At 27.0% G+C, this 25,027-nt stretch carries 23 protein-coding genes, 1 pseudogene and 1 riboswitch; of the genes and pseudogenes, 3 read left to right on the top strand and 21 right to left on the bottom strand.

Going from position 1 to position 25,027, the window contains the following annotated elements:
* Positions 1 to 166: 166 nt before the first annotated feature.
* From AC11VW_RS00230 to AC11VW_RS00220, 3 genes are all read left to right on the top strand, one after another.
* Positions 167 to 1,339, top strand: coding sequence for a MalY/PatB family protein (locus tag AC11VW_RS00230; protein WP_484299380.1), 1,173 nt, complete (start codon positions 167 to 169; stop codon positions 1,337 to 1,339).
* Between the two features lie 121 nt (positions 1,340 to 1,460).
* Positions 1,461 to 2,888 carry a Na+/H+ antiporter NhaC gene (gene nhaC / locus AC11VW_RS00225; RefSeq protein WP_484299379.1) on the top strand — a complete coding sequence of 476 codons (1,428 nt, stop codon included), beginning with the start codon at positions 1,461 to 1,463 and terminating at the stop codon, positions 2,886 to 2,888.
* A gap of 47 nt (positions 2,889 to 2,935) precedes the next feature.
* Positions 2,936 to 3,250 (top strand): hypothetical protein, encoded by a 315-nt coding sequence (locus AC11VW_RS00220; protein ID WP_484299378.1) that lies wholly within the window; start codon positions 2,936 to 2,938, stop codon positions 3,248 to 3,250.
* Positions 3,251 to 3,458: 208 nt separating this feature from the next.
* On the opposite strand, the gene AC11VW_RS00215 is transcribed toward AC11VW_RS00220, so the two are convergent.
* The 21 genes and pseudogenes from AC11VW_RS00215 to AC11VW_RS00115 all read right to left on the bottom strand — a co-directional run.
* Entirely contained in the window at positions 3,459 to 3,917 is a 459-nt protein-coding gene (locus AC11VW_RS00215) for a GNAT family N-acetyltransferase (RefSeq protein ID WP_484299377.1), read from the bottom strand.
* Between the two features lie 406 nt (positions 3,918 to 4,323).
* On the bottom strand, positions 4,324 to 6,396 hold the full coding sequence (locus AC11VW_RS00210) for a methyl-accepting chemotaxis protein (protein WP_484299376.1): 2,073 nt from the start codon (positions 6,394 to 6,396) through the stop codon (positions 4,324 to 4,326).
* Positions 6,397 to 6,837: 441 nt separating this feature from the next.
* Positions 6,838 to 6,914, bottom strand: a riboswitch (cyclic di-GMP riboswitch).
* Between the two features lie 559 nt (positions 6,915 to 7,473).
* Positions 7,474 to 8,367 (bottom strand): radical SAM protein, encoded by an 894-nt coding sequence (locus AC11VW_RS00205; protein ID WP_484299375.1) that lies wholly within the window; start codon positions 8,365 to 8,367, stop codon positions 7,474 to 7,476.
* Between the two features lie 51 nt (positions 8,368 to 8,418).
* A pseudogene (locus tag AC11VW_RS00200) lies at positions 8,419 to 8,577 on the bottom strand (DUF1398 family protein); the annotation flags it as partial.
* Between the two features lie 21 nt (positions 8,578 to 8,598).
* On the bottom strand, positions 8,599 to 8,811 hold the full coding sequence (locus AC11VW_RS00195) for a hypothetical protein (protein ID WP_484299374.1): 213 nt from the start codon (positions 8,809 to 8,811) through the stop codon (positions 8,599 to 8,601).
* 691 nt (positions 8,812 to 9,502) lie between these two features.
* Positions 9,503 to 9,955, bottom strand: coding sequence for a hypothetical protein (locus AC11VW_RS00190; RefSeq protein ID WP_484299373.1), 453 nt, complete (start codon positions 9,953 to 9,955; stop codon positions 9,503 to 9,505).
* A 5-nt stretch (positions 9,956 to 9,960) separates the two neighbouring features.
* Positions 9,961 to 10,401: a LytTR family DNA-binding domain-containing protein gene (locus tag AC11VW_RS00185; protein WP_484299372.1), complete on the bottom strand. Its 441-nt coding sequence runs from the start codon at positions 10,399 to 10,401 to the stop codon at positions 9,961 to 9,963.
* A 249-nt stretch (positions 10,402 to 10,650) separates the two neighbouring features.
* Positions 10,651 to 12,492 (bottom strand): YecA family protein, encoded by a 1,842-nt coding sequence (locus AC11VW_RS00180; RefSeq protein WP_484299371.1) that lies wholly within the window; start codon positions 12,490 to 12,492, stop codon positions 10,651 to 10,653.
* A 454-nt stretch (positions 12,493 to 12,946) separates the two neighbouring features.
* Positions 12,947 to 13,531, bottom strand: coding sequence for a hypothetical protein (locus tag AC11VW_RS00175; RefSeq protein WP_484299370.1), 585 nt, complete (start codon positions 13,529 to 13,531; stop codon positions 12,947 to 12,949).
* A 23-nt stretch (positions 13,532 to 13,554) separates the two neighbouring features.
* The gene (locus AC11VW_RS00170; protein WP_484299369.1) at positions 13,555 to 15,123 is read right to left on the bottom strand and encodes a hypothetical protein; all 1,569 of its coding nucleotides are present in this window, start codon (positions 15,121 to 15,123) and stop codon (positions 13,555 to 13,557) included.
* A gap of 50 nt (positions 15,124 to 15,173) precedes the next feature.
* Complete coding sequence (locus AC11VW_RS00165) at positions 15,174 to 16,751, bottom strand: recombinase family protein (RefSeq protein WP_484299368.1); 1,578 nt, start codon at positions 16,749 to 16,751, stop codon at positions 15,174 to 15,176.
* Between the two features lie 63 nt (positions 16,752 to 16,814).
* Positions 16,815 to 16,967, bottom strand: a complete 153-nt coding sequence (locus tag AC11VW_RS00160; protein WP_484299367.1) for a hypothetical protein — start codon at positions 16,965 to 16,967, stop codon at positions 16,815 to 16,817.
* Positions 16,968 to 17,084: 117 nt separating this feature from the next.
* Positions 17,085 to 17,462 (bottom strand): hypothetical protein, encoded by a 378-nt coding sequence (locus tag AC11VW_RS00155; RefSeq protein ID WP_484299366.1) that lies wholly within the window; start codon positions 17,460 to 17,462, stop codon positions 17,085 to 17,087.
* Positions 17,463 to 18,163: 701 nt separating this feature from the next.
* Positions 18,164 to 20,662 carry a glycosyltransferase family protein gene (locus AC11VW_RS00150; RefSeq protein ID WP_484299365.1) on the bottom strand — a complete coding sequence of 833 codons (2,499 nt, stop codon included), beginning with the start codon at positions 20,660 to 20,662 and terminating at the stop codon, positions 18,164 to 18,166.
* Between the two features lie 152 nt (positions 20,663 to 20,814).
* Entirely contained in the window at positions 20,815 to 21,498 is a 684-nt protein-coding gene (locus AC11VW_RS00145) for a hypothetical protein (protein WP_484299364.1), read from the bottom strand.
* 191 nt (positions 21,499 to 21,689) lie between these two features.
* The gene (locus AC11VW_RS00140) at positions 21,690 to 21,827 is read right to left on the bottom strand and encodes a hypothetical protein (RefSeq protein WP_484299363.1); all 138 of its coding nucleotides are present in this window, start codon (positions 21,825 to 21,827) and stop codon (positions 21,690 to 21,692) included.
* Positions 21,827 to 22,186, bottom strand: coding sequence for a hypothetical protein (locus AC11VW_RS00135; protein ID WP_484299362.1), 360 nt, complete (start codon positions 22,184 to 22,186; stop codon positions 21,827 to 21,829). Before AC11VW_RS00135 ends, AC11VW_RS00140 begins: the two co-directional genes overlap by 1 nt.
* A 9-nt stretch (positions 22,187 to 22,195) precedes the next feature.
* On the bottom strand, positions 22,196 to 22,504 hold the full coding sequence (locus AC11VW_RS00130; protein ID WP_484299361.1) for a DUF960 family protein: 309 nt from the start codon (positions 22,502 to 22,504) through the stop codon (positions 22,196 to 22,198).
* 344 nt (positions 22,505 to 22,848) lie between these two features.
* A complete protein-coding gene (locus tag AC11VW_RS00125) occupies positions 22,849 to 23,151 on the bottom strand; it encodes a hypothetical protein (RefSeq protein ID WP_484299360.1) in 303 nt (100 codons plus the stop codon).
* 148 nt (positions 23,152 to 23,299) lie between these two features.
* A complete protein-coding gene (locus tag AC11VW_RS00120) occupies positions 23,300 to 23,626 on the bottom strand; it encodes a hypothetical protein (protein WP_484299359.1) in 327 nt (108 codons plus the stop codon).
* A gap of 97 nt (positions 23,627 to 23,723) precedes the next feature.
* A partial coding sequence (locus tag AC11VW_RS00115) for a tetratricopeptide repeat protein (protein WP_484299358.1) occupies positions 23,724 to 25,027 on the bottom strand: 1,304 nt, incomplete at its 5' end.

Genomic DNA, 25,027 nt, shown 5'->3' with positions numbered 1-25,027 from the left:
TATTTTAATTTTATTTTTATAATAAAATATAGTTGTTTGTTTTTTTTGTTTAAATTTCAACATATATGCTAATTTTTGCCCTATTTTTTGATTTCTAAATTTAATTTTGGCATGGATATTGCTTTATATTAAAGCATACACATAAATTATTGGAGGTATTATATTTATGAATTATAATTTTGATAAAGTAATCGATCGAAGTAATAACTTTGCAGCAAAATGGTCAGAAATGGATAAAAAATACGGAACTAATGATCTTCTTCCTATGTGGGTAGCTGATATGGACTTTAAAACTGCTCCTTGCATAATAGATGCTTTAAGAGAAAGGCTAGAACAAGGTATCTATGGTTATACAACTAGACCTAACTCTTATAATGAATCCATTGTAAATTGGGTTTCTAGAAGATATGATTGGAATATAAAAAGTGAATGGTTAGTTTATAGCCCTGGGGTTATACCTACTATAAGCATCTTAATTCAAGAGATGACTAATAAAAATGATAAAATAATGATACAAGAACCAGTTTATAGCCCATTTAATAGTGTTGTTAAAGATAATGGCAGAGAATTAGTTATAAGCCCTCTTAAAAAATTAGAAGACGGAAACTATGTTATGGACTACGAAGATATAGAGTTTAAAATAAAGGATGTAAAATTATTTATACTTTGTAACCCTCATAATCCAGTAGGTAGAGTTTGGACAAAGGAAGAGTTACAAAGATTAGGTGATATATGTCTTAATAATAATGTAAAGGTTATCTCTGATGAAATACACAGTGATATAATATTCAAAGGTCACAAACATATACCTTTTGCATCAATATGTGAAGAGTTTGAACAAAATACTATAACTTGTATGGCTCCTACTAAAACATTTAATATTGCAGGATTACAAACATCTTACGTAGTTTTACCTAACGAAGAAGATTATAAATTGTTAGATTCAGCTTTTGCTAGAATAGATATTAGAAGAAATAACTCTTTCAGTTTAGTTGCTACAGAAGCTGCTTACAATCAAGGAGAAGATTGGTTGAATGAATTCCTTGAGTACTTAGAAGGTAATGTAGACTTTGCTATAAAATACATCGAAGAAAAGATGCCTGCTCTTAAAGTTAAAAAGCCTGAAGGAACTTACTTATTATGGGTAGATTTCAGCGAACTTGGATTAAGTGATGAAGAGCTAGCAAACGTTTTAATTGAAAAAGGTAAAGTTGCACTAAACCAAGGTACTTCTTTCGGATTAGGTGGAAATGGATTCCAAAGAATAAATCTTGCTTGTCCTAGATCAATGGTTGAAGAAGCTTTAGTAAGAATAGAAAAATCTATAACATCTTTATAAAAATTTGCTGCACTACTCCAACTAGTGCAGCCACTAAAATTTAATTGATTAGAATTTATAAACCCAATAGCTTTAATTTAACTCTAAATAAATACATTATAAATCGAAAGGAAATTATATCATGAATAAAAATGTAGAAAAAAGAAAACCCACTTTCAGATTTGCAGCCTTAGTAATGCTTACTGTTATATGTTTAACTACAGTTGGTATAGTTGCATTTGATGCCTCTATAACAACTATGTTCTTACTATCTTGGTTAATAGTTGTTCCGGCATCTATGAAATTAGGATACACTAACAACGAAATAGAGGGATTTGCGTTTGAAGTTGGTAAAGATGCCTTCCAATCTAATTTAATCATACTTTCAGTTGGTGCATTAATTGCTACTTGGATTGCAGCTGGTACTATTCCAACAGTTGTTTACAGTGGACTTACAATAATAACACCTAAGTATTTCTTACTTACAACACTAATAATATGTTCTCTTACATCAGTAGCTACAGGGACTTCTTGGGGAACTTTAGGAACTTCTGGTATAGCAATGATGAGTATAGGTACTAGTATGGGTATACCTGCTGGACTTATAGCTGGAGCGATTATATCTGGATCATTCTTTGGAGATAAAATGTCTCCATTATCAGATTCTACAAACTTAGCTGCTGCTGTTTGTAAAACAGATGTTATAACTCATATGAAGCATATGGTATACACAACTGGACCATCTTACATAATATGTATAGTTTTATATACGGTTATAGGGTTTAAATATGCTAACAATACTATAGATTACAATCAAATAAATCAAGTAAAGGAAGTTTTAAATTCTAACTTCCATGTTGGATTTGTGGCTATGTTACCTATATTATTCTTATTAGGAATGTTGCTTTTACAAAAGCCGCCTATTGTTTCTATATTATCTTCTGCTGTTATGGGGGGAGTTATCGCTATTGTTCAAGAAGGTTCAAAAATAGGTGATCTATTAAATTGTATGCTTAATGGATACTCAATAGAAACTGGACTTGTTTATGCTGACAAGCTATTAAACCGTGGTGGTATAATGAGTATGGCAGAAACTGTATTATTAGTATTTATAGTATTCCTAATAGCTGGTATATTACAAAAAACTGGCTTCTTAGAAGTACTATTACAACCTATGATCAATAAAATAGGTAATTCTAGAACTAAATTAGTTGGATCTACTTTCCTTGTTAGCTACTTTGCAAACTCATTCAGCTCTTCTATGATGTTTACATCAGTATTTGTTGGAACTGTAATGTCTCCTTTATATAAAGAATTTAACTTGAAACCTGAAAATTTATCTAGAATAATAGAAGATACAGCAACACTTGGCGCTCCATTAATTCCTTGGAACTCTAACGCTGTCTTCTGTAGTCAGACATTAGGTGTTAGTCCATTTGATTTTATACCTTATTGTTTCTTAAATTGGATAACACCTATAATATCATTCATATATGGGGTCACTGGATTTACCATGAAAACCTATACAGATGAAGAACTTAAAGAATTACAAATAGTAGAAACTATATAGAAAAGATATATTAGATAATACAAGTGTAAGGTGAGGAGGAGTTTATTATGGAATTTCATTATTATTATTTGATTCAAGATTTTATCGGGATTATGTTAGCCTTTATTGGTATTAGAATGTTTATGCTATATTTGAGAATAACTTCAATTAAGAAACTTTCTAAAAATGCAATTTTATTTTTGATTAAGTATGCTTTGGTTATACTTTCTGGATCTAATTTATTAATGCATCAATTTGGATTTAAACCGTGGATTTTAAGCGGCATCTTAATAATTATTTCTGTAGTTATTACTCCTAGAGTAAACACTGTTCCTATGTCAAGCTGTACTCCGAAAGAATCTGATATATCGGACGCTATATAATACTACCCTATAATAATCGAGTAGGATTTAAATAATTCTTTTATTTAGTACCCTCTCTCACTCCACTGTGCATACCATTCGGTATACAGGGGTTCATTAAGTTCCATGCACCTTTGAATATCTTTGATATATGCTCATATATCGCCTATTTCACACATAAAAAAGAACTAAATTGATATGTTTTAGTAAAAATCAATTTAGTTCTTTCTTATTTTTTGAAACTGTTTATTACCATTACCTTCTCACCTTTTATGTCAACTTCTCCATTAAATTTAAACCCTATTTTTTTATATAAAGCTACAGCAGCTTTATTATTGTCATATACACTTAAATATACTTTCTTATAACCATATTCTTTATATAAATGATTTATTAAAAGCTTAACTCCAACTTCTCCATACCCTTTGCCTTGATGCTCATATGAAATTAAAAATCTATCCAGCCACACTCTTCCATTTTTACCTTCATTTAAAAATAAAGCATACATTGCAAATCCTATAGCTATGTCTTTATCATATATACCAACTGGTCTCCATTTAGAATCTTCGCTTGCTTCTTCTAGGCACTCCCCTACAGTTTCAATAAAATTCACTTGCTCTTTAGAGACTTTTAAGTCTAATATTTCTTTGTAGTTATTTTTGTTAATATTATTTATAGTCAAATTCATATTTATCACTCCTTAATAAAATAATAAATCTGTGTGTAACACACAGATCAATAATATTTTGTTAATAAATTTATTTTACCGGTATATATACTTCATAGTAATCTATAGCAATATCTTTTATACGTTGTAACTAATCATCATAATCCACATCATCCAATCCTATTACTGTATACATATACTTATTCTTAGGGATGCATTCTACTCTTTTATGTAACATAATCAAAAAATTCTTATTAAAATCTCTTTGCTATAAACTATATTAGTACATATTTCGAATTTAATATCTTTAAAACAAAAAAGAATTGATTTAATAATCAATTCTTTTTGTGGATTTCAATGGTGGAGACGATTCGCCTGAATAATATCCACGATTATATATTACAAAAAATATACTATAAATTTATACTTAGAATTCTTCACTATCAAATAGCATTTTGCTATCAAAGTATTTGCCTTGTTCATCTTTTAAGTTAAATTTACCAATAAGTTGTTTTAACATTTGAGCCTGGCTTGATAACTCTTCACTTGCAGCAGCACTTTCTTCAGCAGTTGCTGAATTAGTCTGTACAACTACAGATATTTGTTCCACACCAATATTTACTTGATTGATATGCTGTGCTTGTTCATTGCTTGCATCTGCAATCTCTTGTATAACTTCTGCTGATTTTTGTGAACTATAAACAACTTCTTCAAGAGACTTTGCAGTTTCTGAAACAATTATTGTACCACTTTCTATTGCTATAAGTGATTTTTCAATTAACTCAGCTGTATCTTTTGCACTTTGTGCAGATTTTGCAGCAAGATTTCTAACTTCATCAGCAACAACGGCAAATCCTTTACCAGCCTCTCCAGCACGTGCTGCTTCTATGGCTGCATTAAGTGCTAAAATATTTGTTTGGAATGCTATATCATCAATATTTTTTATTATATTTCCAATTTCATTTGATGTATTGCTAATTTCATCCATTGCAATAATCATTTCTTGCATTTGCTCTTTTCCTCTATCTGTAGCAATACTTGATTTTACAGATATTTCTTTTGCTCTTGCTGCATTTTGTGCAGTTTGCTTTATTTGTTCTGAAACTTCAGTTATAGTTGCTGAAAGTTCTTGAATTGAACTTGCTTGTTCTGTAGCACCTTGAGCAAGTAATTGCGCACCTTCTGCTACTTGGTCTGAACCCATTGAAACTTGTTCACCTGTAACATTTATTTGTGTTAAAGTACTATTTAAACTATCTACAATTTTGTATACAGCTATTGATAGAGGTTCAAAATCATTTATAAATAACTCACTTGCTCTTTTTTTATCCACATCAATATCTAAATTTCCATTACTAATTTCAGTTAATGAATATGTTAAAATATTTATCATTTCGCTAAGGTCGTTAACTATTTTACTTGTAGCATCTGCTACTAGACCTATCTCATCATCTTCATCTATAAATGGAGTTTCTGAATTTAAATCACCTTCACCTAACTTTTTCAATCTTTCACTACATTCTTTTAATGGGTTTCCTATTTTATTAGAAAGCCTTATTGCTACAATAAATGCTATAATTGTAAATACTATAGCTAATATAACCGTAGTCATGATTGAAGTATACATTTGCCCAAGAAAATCAGCCTTATTTACCATTATACCTATACCCCAACCATTACTATGTTCTACTGGAGCATATCCTACAAGCCAATTTTTACCATCTGCTTTTACATCAGAATATCCTGTTTCTCCTGAAATAAGCTTTTTGTCTGCCTTTGCAAAAGGCATTAAGCTTTTATCTGTTTCTGATTGTTTTATAGAATTTTCTACACCAACAGCACTAGTATCCTTATCTGCAATTGTTGTTCCCTGACTATCTAGAAGGTAAGTATCACTATTTTTGCCTATTTTTATATTAGTAACAATTTCATTTAAAAAATCTTTATCTACATCAAAAGTTACAACCCCTACTATTTTGCTACCTTGTACTCCATTTTCCCAAAGAGGTGCTGAAACTACCATTATAAGTTGTCCTGTTAATTTACTAACAACAGGGCTACTCAGATATGCTTTTCCTTCCATAGAAGCCTTAACATAGTCTCTCTCAGAATAATCTTTTCCACTAAAAAGATCTTTACCATTTACATCCATAATTTGACCTAATGCTACTCCATAGAACTTTTCCTGCTTAGTTATAATTTTTTGTTTTTCTTCTTTACTTACTTTAGGGTCTGAAAGTTCTTTTATAATTCCTGTTTGAATCGCTGCATTTTCAAGATTCATAATTTTTTGAGAAACGTTTTCGGAAGCTTGTTTAGTTGTTTCTACAACTGTATTTGATAAAATATCATTAGAAGTTTTATAATTTAGAAAACTTGTAATTGCTCCTAATAATAAGCAACAAATAACTGCAAAACACACAATTATTAAAGTAAGTTTAGTTTTTATACTTTTATTTTTATCTTGATCTTTACTTTTATGTCTTAATTTAAATTTCATTTTTGATTTATCTCCCTTTATTATTTTGCTTTACATGTTAATTTATCATCATTACTAATAAAATTAACCATTTAAGACTTAGTTATTTACTTGTCTGATCATAGCATTTTTCCTTTAGTTCATATAATACGCATTTGTTCGATTCTTAAAGAAAATAACAACGTTTGCTACAACATCATATTTTTTCATTATTTTTTACATATTATATAACTATAATCTTGCAAACCTTTATTACATTTCCCTACATAATTTACCTGAAATAGTAAATTACATAATTTCAAATTCATTTGTTCCCGATTCTAAAAGTACTTGTGTTTTTGGAATTCCCCATAATAAACCTCCCACGTTAAAATATTACAATTTTAAAAATCCACTTGTATAGTGTAAAAAATAAAAGAGCATCAACATGAACCTGTTAACACTCTTCTCTACAAGACAAATTTATGCAACTGGCTAACTTTTAAAAAGTCCCTCTAGCTTTGCGTCGCCGAATCACTTCGGGTTTGCTAATTTAATTTTATAGTTAAGTTTACATTTTATCTTAACATGAATAGATATTTTTGTAAATAATTAAGATATTATGTATATTTATGTTATTTTTAAAATGCAACAGTAGAAGAATTTACTTCGCTCGTATCACCACTAGTCTAAGTTATTTTGCCTACAAGTGACTTAAAATCCCTGCCTGTTGCTTGAGAATTGTTTTGGTAGAGCATTTTAACATTATTCATAAGGAAGGAAATTTATAATTTCCTATAATATAAAAGAATATTGATTTTTAAAATGGACCCTTTGTCAAGGACATTAAAAATGTGGACTTACACCCTCTTAGTAGACGTATAGATTAGCTAAATTAGTCAATACTTGTACTAATTTTCAAATATTTTATTTAATATATGTATAACTAACTGAAATTTCATTGTATTTTTATTACATTTCTATTTAGCATCAGCCTTTTTCTTAACACTTATAAATATAATTAAGCCATAATAATTATATTTTTTATTATTTTACTAATATTATGTAATCATTAATTTAGTTATGATTTTTTTACTATCTACTTTTATTCTTATACTGTTAAAACCAACTAATTTGAGTTTTTTCATATTTTCTTTTATAATCTGTTATTATATCTTCCATCTTATACAAAAGATTATATTTTTCACATTCTTGTTTAAAAATACACCACATATTCTCATAATTTATAACTTTGTTTTCATAAGCCTCACCATAAGTTTTAATATACATTTTATCTAAATCTTTATTCGGAAAAATCCTTCTTAACTGCTCAAAATAATATTCTTTTTGATTCTGTCTTAATGTCACACCCAAATCATGAGAGTATACAAATTTAGCTCCGCATTCATAAGCTGTTTTTATAATATTTTTTATATTTTCTTCATTATCATTAATATAAGGTAATAACGGCATTAATAATACACCAGTATATATCCCCTTATCAGATAATTTTTTTATAGCTTTAAATCTATCCGATGTAGGGATTACATTCTTCTCTATTAACTTACACAATTCATCATCATAAGTGGTTATTGTCATTTTAACAATTGTAGGTGAGTGACTTTGAATTTTTTTTAGTATATCAATATCTCTAGTTACTAAATCACTTTTAGTTGCAATAGCTACTCCAAATTTATTATCATTAACTAGTTCTAAAGCTTCTCGTGTTAACATATATTTTTTTTCAAATGGATTATATGGATCACTCATGGCTCCTGTCCCTATAATACCTTTAGTTCGTTTTGATTTAAGTTCTTTTTTTATCATTTCAGTTGAATTTTTTTTTATCCTAACTCTATCAAAATCTATAATTTGATAACAATTACTCCTAGAGTCACAGTATATGCATCCATGGCAACATCCTTTATATATATTCATTTTATAATTTATTCCAAACCAATTTAAGCTTTCTTGATAGTTAGATAAAATTGTCTTCGTTGATATATATTCCACTATACTATAATCCTTTCTATTCTAGTAGTTTTAAAAATATTATTAACTTAATTATACACTTGGAATCTTCTCTTTTATCAATAATTCTCTATTTTTATCATAATAGTTGCAAGTCATATCATTAGTATATATAATCCATTTACATACACCTGTTTCAGCTATTTCATTGCAAAATGTTATAAAGTCTGTTTCACCAACTTGATGATTTTTTAATACTTGTGTTGCTTTTTTTTAGATGATATTAGTATTAATTTTATTTTGCGAGGAAATTCCTTGAGCTTCTATTTTATCTCCATTTTGATGAACATAAATTCTTAAACCTTTTTCTATATTACATTCATTCTTTACAATGTTCATAAATTTAAATGCTCTAGCAAGTTCAGGAAATTCAATTTCAGTATATTTTACATGAGCATTATTAATTAATTCAATAGTAAATTTCATTTTAGCCTCTCCTTTTCATTTTATATCTTATTTATACTAATATAATACTCTTATAAAAATAAAGTTTCTTGCAAAAATCCTTCATTTCTATTATTTATTATTTCTTAATAATGCCTGTTCAAATTCCTTAGGTTTTAATCCTATGAATTTTTTAAAATCTTTGGTAAGGTATACTTAATCAAAATAATTATCTATATAAATATCCTTATCATATCTTTCTATAATATTCATTTCATCTATTACATTTTATAGTCTGATTATTTCAGAAAATTTCCTTTACTGTTATTAATTCTACTTGCAGCAGAGCATATAGCTAGATCATTTTTTTCTAATTTTAATTCTGATATAAAAATATATTTGGTTTTAAAATGATTCACCAATGCTTATTCTTTATATACATTACTCTTCATGCTCTTTCCCTCAAAAACATATAAAATATTTAAATAAATAAAATTATTATTACCTTGAAATATTTTATTTATAATTTAAACAATAAAAAATCCACTATAAAAATATCGTAGATTTCAATTGTGGATACAAATCACAGGAATCATACCCACAATTTCTCTAGCTAGCATTTATTATATATTATCTTACCTTCATTATTTGTATCCTCTATTCATTTTTCATTTATTATTAAATCATATGATATAGTTTCCCATTACCCCACTTCCAAATACTATTATATTTTCTACTTCTTAAAATTCTGATATTCCTTAAGATATTTGTTATACTTATTTGAAGTTATAGTCCCATATATATACCACGCTACTATTACACAGCCTACGATAAAGAAGTACCACACTGTACATAATATAAAACGCTCAATACTTCCCATTGGATTTATAGTACAATGGCTCAATGAATTCATAGTTAAAATATAAAAAGCAATAATTGTTACTATTGATTTTATTCTTTGCGATATATTTATAGGAATTATATCAGTAAAGCATATAGTTATTGCTAAAGCAAAAAATGCTACATATACAATTACTTGCCTTAAGAATGCCATCTCCATAACATCAAATCCATGAGTATCCTTATAAATGTATGCAAGTACTACAATCACTCCTATAACTGAAAAAGCAAATAGTATTACATTCATTAATTCATTTAATTTACTTGAACTATCATTATTATTCAACCATATCACTCCCAACCAATTAACTTTCTAAAATCTTTTACATTTCGCCTTGATATTGTGATTTTCTCTTTATTTTCAAGTGTCACAAGTAAATTTCTATTTAACAGTATGTTTATATCTTTTATATACATTACATTAACTATAGTATTTTTACTTGCACGAAAAAAAGAAAATTCCTTAAATCTCTCTTGTATCTCATACAACCTTAGTGAACATTCCAAAACCTTATCTTTTACATACACAAAAGTTCTTTTATCCACACTTTCTATATAATAAATTTCATCAGGTGTAATCATTATTTTCTTAAAATCTAAGGATGCACATAGTTTCGTATTTATATTTTTTATAAATCCTTTTATACTTCTTATTTCTTGACTTTCTTCCCTACAATATATAACAACTTTATCTTCAATTAAATCTTCTTGTTTCTCAACTATAACATTCATTTTTCACCTCCTATTTATTTCATAATAATTAAATTTTGAGGATAACACAACCATTCTTAACTATCTGGTCACATATTGATACCATACGGACAAAATGTCATACGCATAAACTATCATTTTTGTCGTAATGCTTCTTTTGATTAATTTATAAATAAAAAGCACATTGACAAAATTGTCAATGTGCTTTTCGTGGATTTCAATGGTGGAGACGAATCGCAGGAATAATACCCACGATTTGACTACAAAATTTTATTTACCATGACATTTTTTAAATTTTTTGTTGCTTCCGCATGGACATAAATCATTTCTGCCTATTTTAGTTCTATTAATGACTCTTTCATTTTCATAATATAAATTACAGTTATTGTTATTTACAATATTTGTGAATTCCACTTTTGTTTCCTCATTAATTTCATATACACCATATATACTTTCTCTCTTAATAATATATGTATTTTCTGGCATACCATATACAGGCACTTCTACTAAATTATAAAGTTGTGAATTAATATAATCATCATATTTAAGTATAGGTTTACATAATCTATGTTTAACTAAAAACTTACCTTTATTCAATGTAAGATTAATCCAATCTAATATAAATGGAGTAAGTAAGTATAATTTTTCATCTTCTTCATAAATATCAAATGCTTCATATTTAGATTTAGGTTTCTTTATATAAAATTCGATGCCTATTTTTTTAAATTCCTTTTTTATCCTAATATCAACACATCTTTTCCACCAATCGTCGTTAATAATAAACTCTTCAAAAAATTCTAGCTGATTTATTATTAAAACCGGAATTCCATCTTCAATATCTGGTTGTAATGATAATATACCACCTGTTTTTAAAAATTCTTTTTCTTTATATATCTCCATATCTTTTCTAAAGAAATCTAAGGTCTTTTGAAGATAAATTAAATCGTTCAATATACTCATAAATTCATCTAAACTATATGTTACTATTAATTTACCTTTATTATAAATTTCAACTTGTTTATTTACAATATCAAGATGGTTATTAGGATGACCAATAGAATTTCTTATATCACCAATATAAGACTTATTAACTAATTCTTCTAAAGGTGTATCTTTTGTTAATTCTTTTGTCCTTGCTAGTATTTTCTTACCAAATAATGACCTATCTATTAACTTATCATCATAATTAAAACCTTTGTATATCATTGCTAAACTTGAAAGTATAAAATGGTTTTCATATAAGTCAAATATATTCTTGTATAAATCTCTTATTAATGGGAAATATTCTACTTTTATATTACTCATTTGATATAAAGGTGTCTCTGTCTTTTTCATTGGATGAGGATATAGAAAATCAAACATATCCAACTCAATGTCTCTATCTATTAACCCCTCTACTTTCATAATATCTGCCTTAACTTGAGCCCCATTTGGTGATGTTGTATTATTGGCATCATTAATAAACCTTTCAAATTCAACTTTATTTTTCTTAGCACAATCTACAATCATTTCTATAAGATTAATATTATCATAAAGACTAGTACATTGCTTTTTAAATATCTCTTTTCTAAGTTTAGATAAAACAACATTTATTTCTGGTATTGTTAAATCTCCTACTAAATGCTTTATATCATTAATTATTTTTCTAGGTACTCCTTGTCCCTTAGATATATATTTATCTAAATATGAGGCCAAATTTGAATATGAATTATAAAGCATTAAATTATCAAATGGAACTTTTTCTATAGAATCAAACTCCCAATTTCCACATAGTCTACATTTATTAAAAGTATTAAACCAATTTTGATTTTCAAACTTATGAATTATAAAATGCTTATTACATGACTCACATTTTAAAATTTCTATATTTTCTTCTTTTCCTTTATAAAAATTTATAATTTTAAGAAATAATTCCATAAACATTTCACTATCACTGTACGGTTCCAAACATTCAGAAATTTTTTTAATATCTTCATTAAGTAAAAAACTGTGTTCTCTATCATCAAATTGTAATGATATACTTTTAATATTATAATCTTTTTCATGTATATCCATAATTTTTTGCATAAAATTTTCAAATCCAATGTTTTCCTTAATTTCTTCAAATAACATCTTTATACTCCCTCGTCAAATACTCTTGATAGCTAATAAAATTTATGTAAAAATTTAAATACGCTCAAAAAAATAAAGGATATATTATAATATATCCTTTATTTTTTCTACTATAAGTAGTATTGAATATATAGTTTTAGATACACTCAATATAACATCAAAATAGTTTTTATACTTCATTGTGGTATTCCTCTCTATTAATATTTTAGAGTAAAACTCTAAAATGGATTTTCTTCTAAAATATTTAATAAAGAAAATTTTAAAAAATAATTTGATGTGTATTTTAATTTTACTATAAATCTATTCATTTTACAATATTTTCAATAAAACTTATTTAATTATTTCAATATATTTTTAATCAGTTATACAAAAAATAACTAATATTAATTAAATTTAGTCCTTTTCATGTATTTCAATGGTGGATATACAAATTGAAGGAATGACACCCACGGTTTTATCCTAACTTTTTTATCGCGTTTTTTAATATCATAAGAAGTTCATCTGTGTCATTTATAGTATTAATAACATCCTCTTGAAGTTCTTTTATACTATATAGTTGTATAACTGAATAGTAGCTCAATATCACATTGTACTCTTTTGATTCTAGTAACTCTACTAGTATTATACTGTATTTATCCCATGCTTCTGTTTTAAATAAATATTTGTTTACCTTACTCATATCTACTTTTTTAATTTGCAAAACATCAAGCATGCTTTTGTTATAATTAATTTCATTTTTTATATGTTTCAAAGCACTTTTCTTCTCTAATTTTTCGTTATAAATTATTCTCTCTTCATTACTCTTTGATAATCTGTATACCATGAAAGTTAATATTGCTGTTACAGCTAACTGAACAACATAAACAGTATATATAATAATATCATCTATGCCTAAACTACTATACCCCTTCTCTATATCTCCATAATTTTTAATAAAGTATTCTCCAAAGTTTAAAATTAACTTAAATAAGCAAATTATTGATATAACTGTAACTAATATTAATCCTATTCCTCTTATGCATCTATCTCTTTTTTTCATATATTTTATTACATCTCCTTATTTTAAGATGCTTTCTTTTTCTTAAACCAAATCCTACCTTTTATTTTGTCCCAGAATTTTTCTTCGTCCATTGCAAATATAACTTCGTTATTATCAAGTTTATTTCTTAATATTTTAGTTATATTTTCTATATTTTCATTTTTACTTTCATTAATTTGATTTATCTTATCTCTATTTATACTATATTTATAATAAATGTATTCACTATAGTTATCTAAAAAAGCATCTATTATATTTTCATCACTATCTTCAGTAGTAAATTTATATTCATCATATATTAAACTTTTAAAATCCTCTATTTCATTAATTGAGTTAATTTCTTTAATCACCAAACCAGTCTCAGGTGATACTATTTCTATTGTTTGATATATTAGTTCATCTTCAATATATTGATTTAATATTTCTGAAACAACTATATTACTTAATTTAAATTTCTCAACTAAACTTTCTTCCCTAAATGATTTTATAATTTCACTTCTTATAAATACTTCTATTTCTTTTGATAAACTATCTGCTTCATTAGATTTTAAAGTGTTTTTCTTATCACAGTGTATAATATTATTTATAACTAATTCTATGATATCCTCTTTAGCAGATGAAATAAATCTTATTGTGTTAGATTTAGTTGATACCTTTATAGTGTACTCCTCACTATCTTTTTTTAATAGTATATATCCATTATCACTACTTAAATGCTTATTTAAAACCTTGTACAATCCCTGTTCTAACACATCTACCTCACTATCATTTGATACACTTATACCAATTTGCTTACATCCAGCTAGAAATGCATATGAAAATGTTAGCTTATCATTTTCAAAGGTTATAGCTTTTATTTTTTCTAAAAATGTACGTTCATCTTTATCTATCAAATAATCATCTAAAGCTACTACCATATTTCCTAATGCTATAGAATCTTCTTCTTTTAATTGTGATATATCTATAGCTGTATTAGAAGAAATTTTTTTAAATGTACCATTTATTGATTTTGCAAATTTTTCAATATCCTTATGTTTTTCAAGTATATTGATTTCTTCAGCTGAAAAATGTGACTTAATCTCTAAAAACTTTATTATCTTAGATGACATACGATAGTCAGCTCTAACCTCAATAATATTTTTATCTAGATGATATATTACATCTACAAATTTTATAGCATTAAATTCATTCCCTAAATATTTTTTTACTCCCATGTTACATCTTAATCTAATTAAATATGTATTTTCTCTTATACATAAAGTAGAGTAAACTGATATTCCTCCATCACTATCATCAATGTCAATACTATTATAATTAAAAGATTTAGACTCTAAATCTTTTTTTGTATCTTTTAAGGTTCTTATTAGCTTAATCCTAAATAACTTCACAGTTATTTGACCTGCTAATATTTTGCTCGATATTCTACTCATCGCATCTTTATTATCTTTTATTAAATTTATATTATTTGATATCCAATCCCTTTTGTCGCCTTTAAATTCTTTTAATGGTTCTATTTCTTTTTCTAATTTTTTTATATCATCATTAGTTAACTTATTAAAATCATCTTTTCTTAAATAATTGCAATAATTCATATTTACCCCCATATACCAATATTATTAGTATATTTTAACATTTATACTAACTAATTGTATATATTACATATTGATTTTCTCAAATTTCTTATGTTAATATCATGAATCATCTCATTATCACTAAAAGAAAAGACCACATTGAATATCACTTCAATGTGGTCTTTATATATTATTACTTCCTTTATATAGTCGCCTATAAATTTCTTACATTCAGGTATGTTTCTTTTTAATACAAACCCTCTAAACTTTGAAAACATACTTCTTATTTGTTCCTCTGTTACTCCTATACCATCTACCTCTTTGTTTTTAATCTTTAATTCGTTCATTTTCAAATCTAAATTCAACTTTACTTGCTCTAACTCATCAAGCTTATCCCTTAGCATATTATTTACTATACCATTCATTATTGCATTTAATATATTACTTATCTCTTTATTTACTTTATCTAGTTTTTGCTCTAAATTTTTAAGTAACTCTTCATTATCTTCATTTTTGAACTTTATTTTTTCATTTAGTGCTTTACTTAAAACTGGTATAACTTCATCATTTAATATATTTTTTTCAATTTCTTGTAATATGAACTCTTCTAAATAATCTCTCTTTATCTCTTTATTGTTACAATCCCTCTTTTGCTTTCTACATCCACATCTATATGAAATGTAATCATTTCCATAACTATCGTTTCTTTTATTGCCTTGCATTGAATGTCCACATTCACCACATCTTATTATTCCTGTCAATAAATATAGTGTAGTAGCTTTATGAGTTCCTGGGGCTTTTTTTCTTCTTTTCATCATTTCTTGTGCTTGTAGAAATACTTCTTTATCTATTATTTGTGGCATACCACCTTCTATTTTAATGATTTCTTCTTCACTTTTTTGCTTATGACCATTTCTTTTTCCGTTAACACCTTTTCTTTGAGTCTTATTGAATACATATACTCCTGTGTATTTTTCATTATTTAATATCCCATGCAGACTATTCTTCCCAAATTTATTCCCTCTTTTAGTCTTATATCCTAGCTTATTCAATTCATCTATTATATTACTATATGAATATCCTTTAATATACATATCAAATATAATCTTTACTATTTGAGCTTCTTCTTCATTCACTATATAAGTCTTATCAACTGTAACATCATATCCTAATGGAGCATCACCTCCATTATGTAGGGCTTTTAGAGCATTTTCCTTCTGACCTTTGGCAACTTCTCTCGCTAAGTTTGCTGAATAATATTGTGCCATACCCTCAATAACCGACTCTAAAATTAATGACTCTGGAGAATTATCTAAGTTTTCTAATACACTTACAACCCTTATTCCTTTTATTTTAAGTTTCTGTTTATACATAGTTGAATCATACTTATCTCTAGAAAATCTATCTAGCTTGTGAACTATAACCATAGATATTCCTGTAGTATCTGATTCACAATATTTTATCATATTTTGAAATTCTGGTCTCTTATCTGATGTGGCTGATTTTGCTCTATCTATAAACTGATTAACTATTTGTATATTATTTTTATCTGAATATTCATTTATTGCTCTCAATTGTGCATCTATTGATTCATCTCTTTGATTGTCTGAACTAAATCTTGCATATACTACTGCTTTTATTTGTGTCATACCCTCATCTCCCATTCTTTATGACAAGGGATTGATAAAGTTCAATCCCTTTAATTACCATACTTAGCTTTTATCTAACATCCTTATAAATACCTCTGCCATACTTTTATTTATCTTCACTCGTTTTCTCTCATCTTTATTTACATACTCTACCTCACCATAATTTTTTGAGTATAAATCTTTTCTATTTATTCTTACTGAGTAAACTTGGCTCATTCTGTACCTCCCATATGTATAATATATATCTATAAAATATTTTCTATTATCATGCTACATACTTATTAATTTTATTGATTCAAGACATTTAATTAATATATGCTTTAGATAAGCCTTCTAATTTAAAATTTCATACATATACTTTTCACAAAAATAATATTCTCGAAAATCATTGTCTAAATTTTTATCTATTACTATATGTGTTTTCCCATGTTTTCTAGTTATAATAACTTTAATTCCTCTAATATTCAAATTCGGTCTTATTTTTTTTAGTTCCATTTCAAATATGTAAGGCTTATCAAAATATTCTAAATTGTTATACTCTCTTTCTAAATAACTTCTAAACTTGTTCAGTATTATGATTAATTCATTCAAATATCCATCCCATCTATAGCATGTATTGGTAAATTTAAGTATATACTGTAGTAATAAATTACTTTCCTTTCTTCTAATTTCCCTAATTTCTTTTTTATATGTAAAAAAAGTCTTCTTCATATTCTTCTCTCCTTAATTTTATAAATGGTTCTTCAAGAAAATCTGTGACAACCATTTCATCTACTCTAAGTGCATCTAATTTATTATCACTTAAATGATTTTAAAAGTTAATTAATATACTCTTTAACCTACTAAAACCTATAAATTCATTTCTTTTTTTATTATAGTTTCTTGTAGTTAATCTATATCAAAAATATAACATATACTTATCTTATTGCTTGATTACATTCACATTATTATTGGAAAATACCGATATAATGGACACTTCATTACTTCAATATTGTCGATATTTTCCACAATTAATAACTATGCAACTTGGAGATTTTCTTCTTCCCCTTCACGCAGAAGCCCTAAAGTATCAATGTAAATGATTCAACATTCCTTATTGACCATAATAAAACTGTTTCAATATGTTCATTATTAATGTCATCTAATAATTCATAAAGCTCAAATACGCTGTTATTACTACCAATATAAATTTTTTACTTCACCTTGAATTTTTTCAAGTTCCTGTTTTAGCCATTGTAATCTCCCATAGCCTATTAAAAAAAATCTTCCACTTTCTTCTTTTTCTTATATACAATTCTATCTTTTTTTATCGCTTAGTTCCTTTTAATGCTTTCATCTTAACTAGCTCCTTTTCATCATGAATTTATCGACATTATCGAAGTATCACCTCGATAATGTCATTATGTTTAAATCTAAGCTACCTTAACTATTTCAATAACCCTACCATAATTTTTCTGTTTCACTTCATAGTAAATACCTTCTAATTCAAGGTTAGATTTTATTTCATTTAATCTCCTACTTAGTACATTTGGTTCTTTAGCCCACAGGTTAGATGTTGTATCAATCTGCTCTGATTCTGCAACTTGATTCAATACTGTTAATAATGAACTTACAGTTCCATTAAAATTCTTTGCTTCATTCATATATTTAATTAATGCAGTAGCTATTGGATTGGACTCAACTGCTTCTTTGTTAGCTTTCTTTTGGTTATTTAAATATGCTTTTAAAAACACTTCTCCGCCAATTCCGCAAGCTTCTGCTACAGCATATCCCCATCTAGTAAAATCAGCCATTCTACCTAACTTATCTAATGTTACTGTTGGGTATATCTTTATAGCTTTTGACAATGTTATTAGCATAGCTCCTAGTATTTTAGGCTTATCATAATTGAAGTCCTCCCATACCTTAGCCTCTTCCTTTCTTTCATCCTGTGGAATTCTTTCTAATTCTAAAACTATGCATCTATCAAGTAAATCAGCTCTTGCGGCCATAACATTAATTCCATTAAAGGTTATACGACTTTTAAAATTAATTATTTTCTCATCATCATCTGTATATAACTTTCTCTTACTGTACCCCCCACCTGTTGAAGCAATACAGAACAAATCACTTTTCTCTGCCGAAATACTATCCAGATTATCAAAACAAGGCATATAGTTATTAAATAGTGTTATTGCTAAATCTTGTGTTGCTTTAGGTATTGAAATTATATCTCTTGAAGCTGGGTCAATTAAGCTTCTATTCATCTTCATAGTAGTGGTTTTAGAAGCTCCTTTCTCACCATGAATCACTTCTATTGGATGTGGAATATATGGAATTAATCTAGTTACTAAGCTTGCTGCATGAAGTATTTTATCTTCTTCATCCTTAAACCTAAAATGTCTTTCTAGTAAACCTACCAAATCTTCATATGGTTGTGGTATTACTTGTTCTTTCATATTGTTTCTTCTTATAAATAGAATTTGCTTACTATCATCAACCTCCCACCCGTTTTCATCTATTTTAATAACAGTTGAAGCTTTATCAGCCATGTCATAGTAGATAATATCTTCAATACTTGTACATCTTTTAGCCACTTCAATCTCTTCACCTTCATATAGAGCTTTAGATTCTAATACTCCAATCGCTTGATTAATATTATCTTTAGATGGAGATTTTTGAGCTTTATCATAATATCGCTTTCTTAAAAGCATTTTATATTTCTTATCTTCTATTCTATGAACTTCATAGAAGTTACCTTTATCTACTGCGACAAATGTTTCTTCTAATGAGTTATGAAAAAAAACATCATTATTTTCAATTGCAAGGTCTATCAGAACATCAGCTTGACTTCTTTTAGAGTCATCATCAACTTCCACTTTATGCGAATATTCTGCATTTTTTCTTAAGGCCTTTGGCTCATACATTTCTCTTAATGTACTCCAATCCTCTGCTAAACAACTATCATGATGACATTTAGCACTTATTCCTCCATTATGAAACTTTGTAATTGATGCAGATTTATCAGTATGAGTTTCATTCCAGGGACATCGGGACAATACATAACAAACTCTATCTGCAAATTCTTTCTTGTGAGATACTTCAATATTGTGTCTTTCAAGCCATTCATCAATATCAAAAACACTATTTACTGGATTTTTCTTTTCTACTTTATTTTTTATAGGTACAATTTTCTTTTCTATTTCTTTTTCACTTTCAATAATATTTTTAATTAATACTTCTTCAATAACTGCAAAATCATCAGGAACATCAATTATTCTTGACCTCCTATATGGTCTTTTCTCAGTATTATCACCCTTGCAAGCAATTGTTCCGTATAGTTTAGTTATCCTTGAAGCATTAAAGGTTGATTTATCAATTTTTGCTCTATCATTACTGAATTTTTTATCCAGTATTATAAGTAATTTTTTAATCATTTCAGTTACTTCCTTTGTATTAGGTAAATCTAATCTATAAAGTGCATGATATCCATTGCCACTACAAGCTATTATAGGCGCTGGGAATCGTTCATTATTTAGATATTCAACAACTGCTTCTAATACTTCTTTCGATGCTTGAAGTTCATCATCAGTTGACGAAATTCCTGGGGGTCTTTCTGGGTCTACATCTACAAATAAAAATTTTCTTCTAGTTATTTCTTGGTCTGTTGTTGTGTTTTTAGCATAGTTAATTAGCCGGTTCTCACCCCTAGCTAGTAAATCCTCTGAAAAGTCATTCAATGTAATAAATATGTTGTCTATTCCATCATATTTGGCTACATCATTTATCATTTTTTTCATATCTGAATAATATCCAGACCTTATAGCATTAACAGTTTTCAACATTCTTACTTCGGAATATCCACTAATCTTGTCTAATGCTTTTATACCTTTCATAACTTCTCTTCTTAACTCCTCATAATTCGTTCTCATCTTATATCCTCCTGTGTAATTTTCCTCTAATAGCTCTTTGTCTGTCTGACTTTATTTATTATTACACATCTACTTCACCCTCCTCTATTGGAGATTTTTCGGAAAAAAAATCAATTATTTTTCCAATGAATCAGAGGTAAAAAAAAAGACCTTTACGGTCTATATAGTTTTAATTTATCTTTTATTGCTTCTAAGTCAATATTATATAAATTCTTATTATGTCTATCCATATTATCAAGAGTCTCTTTTAAGCTGTTATCTATATAATTAAATCTATTTCGTATTTTACTATTATATAGCTTTACCTTGTCATCATCTGGTAATGCTATTATTCTACTGAAAATATCAATAATTCTCTCATTGATATAATTAATATTCTCGCTGTTTCTTTCTATATTTGTAAAGCTATAATAAATACTACCTATATTTACATATATACTCTGCCAATCATTTTTCTTACTTTCCTTTTTATAAAATTCTTCATACCCTGCTAATATTGTAGTTATAGTCTTAATCCATTCTTCAGCTTCTTCTTCTGTTGAATATTTTCCATCTATAGCTTTATCAAAAAAAGGTAGTTTATCACTCTTGCATAAGCATACTAAAAAAATATATGTTACTATATTAAATTTGTACCCTTTAAAACTACTTTCTAATTTTTGACCTTTTAAATTAATAATTTCATCCATAAAGTAACCACTATTATCAATTATATTACTATTATTAATAAAATTAATAATTCTTCCTATTCTATTGTACTTTGTCTTTGTATCATACTGGCTCTCACTCCAAGCTGTTACTTGCCTAAATATGTGTTTCATATCATAAGTTTTCATAATTCATTATCTCCTATACAATTTAAATAAAATATCTTTTCATTTTGAAAATATCGACACTATCGACATTTCTGTTATGGTGATATTTTACTAAAAAAAATATTCTCTTATCAAGCATTTGCTCATTAGGAAAATCACTAAATACCTTAATAAAAATTTAAAGATATTTAGTGAAATTTTCTCAACTTTAATTACATAAACTTTCTTATAAAGTTTTCAGAAACACCGAATTTTGCACAAGCTGAATATATTGCCTCGTTTTCTGATAATCCAGTAGCTATTAATTGTAATACTATTGCTATTATTTTTAGTATTGTTATTATGTCCATTATATATTCTCCTTAAAATATGTGTAAATATATGAATATGAATCTTTAAGTGGTATTAGCTTAACAACATATTTTCCAACATCAAGTTCTATATATACTAAGGTTTCATTATCATATCCAGTACCATTACATAACTCTATTATCTTATTAAAATTATTTATTAACTCGAATTGAATGTAATTTAGTTCTTTCTGTAACTTTCTTAAATCAATTTCATTTCTATTATTTAATTCAATTATTAAATCTTTTTGATTCCATTGATTAGCTAATGCACCATCATAGAAGTCAAATCTCATTACACCTAAAAGTTCTTTACTATCATAGTTGAAATACTTTTCTTTTCTTAATTTTTTCATCATTTAATCCTCCTAATATTCCTCTGCAAGAAGCATTGTTGAATATTCTCCACTATCTATAACATATATTTTTATCTCGCTATCTAGTTCAACATCTTCTAATTCTAATAAATATACTTCTCTGTATTCTGGTTCTTCTTGACTATGTTGAACTACTATTGAAACTCTTTCTTTTCTTAGCTTAAATACTTGTAAGTAATCTACTTCAAACTTTCCTTTATCTATTAAATTATCAATTATATTCCACATTATTAATTGAAGTCTTATCTCTACATCCTCATTTACTCCTCTAGTAACGTATCTATTGTTTTTGTTGAACATATTTTTCTACTTCTCCACTATTAGTTTTTATTGCAAGCTTACAGCTCCAATTGCACCTACACATAAACTTTTCTTCACCTTACCTCCTTAAATAGAAAAAGTCCTAATCACTACATCTATAGCAATTAAGACTTTATATTTACTATTTTTTTTATTATTTCTTCAATAGAAGAATCCTCTTAAAAATAAGTATACTTCTCATTTGTAATTAAACTTTAAGAAATCAATCACCAATACTTAATTTACTTAATATGTTTCTTTGACACATCTTCACCTCATAATCTTCTAATATAGTAATCTTTCACCCTTCGTAGAAGATACTATGATATATAACTTATTATTTTTTAACTTAGTCCTTGAAGTAGCTCTTCTTTAAATCTCATATCTAGTACTTCAGCTTTAATTCCAATTAATATTAAAATAGCCAATTTATCTGAAGATATATCAACAGGTCTAGCAATTAACTTTTGTGGTCTATCTAAACAATCTCTATATAATGCTAACCTTATTTCATACCTATCCAGTGCTTTTATATATATTTTTTCTAATGCAAAAGTTTCTTCTCCATCTTGAACTGTAACACTTTTTATTATTTTACAGTACTTAGTTTCCTTTTCAAATAACTCTTCTTTACTTGATTTAGCCATTATATATACTCCTCTTATTTTCAACTCTGTATTATTCATCTGATTATTAAAACCCTCTTATACATAATTTTATTTTTACGGGGTTTCGTGATTTTTGTCGATACATAGAAAAAGTCCTAGCCTATTTTTAGTAAGCTAAGACTTTTAATTAATTTTCAATTATATCTTTTAGTTCTTTCTTACAAACAACAACTATTGAAAAGTCATTTGAACACAAAAATAGAGCTGAAATGTATTCAAATCCTTCTATATCATCTATGTATTCAGGTACTATTCCTTTCAAGTTATGTTGTTTTAGGTCTTCTATTCCAACTTCATCTACTACGGCTACATATCCACCTAAGTCTTCTACTGTTCTTTCTGCACCGTAGTTTTCATCTAGTATTTCTATAGTGTCTTCTATTGTAGATAGTACTTCTTTGGGTAGTTCCTTTACTAAATCTAATGCTTGTTTTTTCCAAATGTTTATTATCATTGCATCTCCCTCCTTATTTGAAAATAAAATAAGCTAGATGAAGTATTTTACCTCATCTAGCTTTATCATAGTTATAATATATATTTTAAACTTATTTTTAATACGTTTCTAGTATTACATCTGTTGCTGATAATTTACTTCCATCTTTCATTGGTATAAAAGATACAACTCTATTACTAATATCATCTTCTAATGCATTAATAAAGCTTCTAAAATTTGATATATGAGCAAAAAATGTTTCTCCATTACAATTAGCATTTTCTATGATTGTAAACTTTCTATAAGCATCCCATCTTATTATTTTTCCTGATATTCTATTTTCTTTATTATTTAGTAATAAATAATAAGATTCATACCTCTCTACTAGATTTGAGTTTTTTATGAACTTTGTAATTCTTTCTAAATCTTTGTTCATAATTAATCTAGCTTGTTCTATATTATTATTATTTAGGTATATTCCTATCATTTCGAGAGATGCTCTTAGTACCATTTCATATTCCTTATATTTTTTAGATTGTGTCATTAGTATATCATTAAAGTATTTTAATGATAATTGGTAATTTTTATCCTTTTTATACAAAAATCCTAAATTTAAAAGTATATCTTTATATAGTATACAACTCTTAGTGTCTTGATTGTCTAATTCTAATACACTTTCCATATTTTCAAGAGCTAATTTTAGTTTATTTTCGGCTTCTTTAAAGTTTCTATCAGTTATAAAACTTTCAGACCACCTTTTTAAATTTTCGGCAATACAAGTTTTATTTATTATCATATGTTTAGTCTGTATTTGGTCATCTTGACAGTTTAATGCCTTTAAATAAACTTCATGAGCTTCTTTATACTCCCCTAGTCTAGTTAGTGCTTGTCCTAAAGAGTTTAAGACAATATTGTCGTTAGGCGATAATTCATATGCCTTCCTGTAATACTGATATGCTTCTTTTATTTTATTATTTTTCTTTTTTATATTTCCCCATACTAACCATATCTGAGTATCTTTTTCACTTAAGTTAGATGCTTTACTCATTAAATTATCAGCTTCAATCCAGTGTTCTTCACTAGATTCTACAATTGCCCAGTTTCTATAAATTGATGAAAATCTTGGAGCTATGTTAACTGCTTTCTTGAAATCTTCTACAGCTTCTAAATAATTTCCACCTTGATACTTTTGGTATGCCGTTTGAGCTAACATAGCTGCAACTTTTTCCTCCTCAGTAGTTGCTCCTAAGTTTGATAGGCTAAATCTATACTGTTTAGTCGCTCTAATTGCTTCTTCCATAGTACTTTCTACTGTCATTACTCTCTCTTGTATTACCCTTTTAAGATTTGTATTTAAATCTAATTGTACTCTAACATATCCTCTTGTAAGCGGTAATAATGAGTATGCTGTATTTATTTCTC

This window comes from Romboutsia sp., from assembly GCF_056995035.1.
This window is presented reverse-complemented; position numbering and strand designations above follow the sequence as displayed.

Coding starts and splice junctions, on each gene's coding strand:
- AC11VW_RS00230 (WP_484299380.1), top strand. CDS start 167: ATGAATTATAATTTTGATAAAGTAATCGATCGAAGTAATAACTTTGCA.
- nhaC (WP_484299379.1), top strand. CDS start 1,461: ATGAATAAAAATGTAGAAAAAAGAAAACCCACTTTCAGATTTGCAGCC.
- AC11VW_RS00220 (WP_484299378.1), top strand. CDS start 2,936: ATGGAATTTCATTATTATTATTTGATTCAAGATTTTATCGGGATTATG.
- AC11VW_RS00215 (WP_484299377.1), bottom strand. CDS start 3,917: ATGAATTTGACTATAAATAATATTAACAAAAATAACTACAAAGAAATA.
- AC11VW_RS00210 (WP_484299376.1), bottom strand. CDS start 6,396: ATGAAATTTAAATTAAGACATAAAAGTAAAGATCAAGATAAAAATAAA.
- AC11VW_RS00195 (WP_484299374.1), bottom strand. CDS start 8,811: ATGAAATTTACTATTGAATTAATTAATAATGCTCATGTAAAATATACT.
- AC11VW_RS00185 (WP_484299372.1), bottom strand. CDS start 10,401: ATGAATGTTATAGTTGAGAAACAAGAAGATTTAATTGAAGATAAAGTT.
- AC11VW_RS00180 (WP_484299371.1), bottom strand. CDS start 12,492: ATGTTATTTGAAGAAATTAAGGAAAACATTGGATTTGAAAATTTTATG.
- AC11VW_RS00175 (WP_484299370.1), bottom strand. CDS start 13,531: ATGAAAAAAAGAGATAGATGCATAAGAGGAATAGGATTAATATTAGTT.
- AC11VW_RS00170 (WP_484299369.1), bottom strand. CDS start 15,123: ATGAATTATTGCAATTATTTAAGAAAAGATGATTTTAATAAGTTAACT.
- AC11VW_RS00165 (WP_484299368.1), bottom strand. CDS start 16,751: ATGACACAAATAAAAGCAGTAGTATATGCAAGATTTAGTTCAGACAAT.
- AC11VW_RS00160 (WP_484299367.1), bottom strand. CDS start 16,967: ATGAGCCAAGTTTACTCAGTAAGAATAAATAGAAAAGATTTATACTCA.
- AC11VW_RS00155 (WP_484299366.1), bottom strand. CDS start 17,462: ATGAAGAAGACTTTTTTTACATATAAAAAAGAAATTAGGGAAATTAGA.
- AC11VW_RS00150 (WP_484299365.1), bottom strand. CDS start 20,662: ATGAGAACGAATTATGAGGAGTTAAGAAGAGAAGTTATGAAAGGTATA.
- AC11VW_RS00145 (WP_484299364.1), bottom strand. CDS start 21,498: ATGAAAACTTATGATATGAAACACATATTTAGGCAAGTAACAGCTTGG.
- AC11VW_RS00140 (WP_484299363.1), bottom strand. CDS start 21,827: ATGGACATAATAACAATACTAAAAATAATAGCAATAGTATTACAATTA.
- AC11VW_RS00135 (WP_484299362.1), bottom strand. CDS start 22,186: ATGATGAAAAAATTAAGAAAAGAAAAGTATTTCAACTATGATAGTAAA.
- AC11VW_RS00130 (WP_484299361.1), bottom strand. CDS start 22,504: ATGTTCAACAAAAACAATAGATACGTTACTAGAGGAGTAAATGAGGAT.
- AC11VW_RS00125 (WP_484299360.1), bottom strand. CDS start 23,151: ATGGCTAAATCAAGTAAAGAAGAGTTATTTGAAAAGGAAACTAAGTAC.
- AC11VW_RS00120 (WP_484299359.1), bottom strand. CDS start 23,626: ATGATAATAAACATTTGGAAAAAACAAGCATTAGATTTAGTAAAGGAA.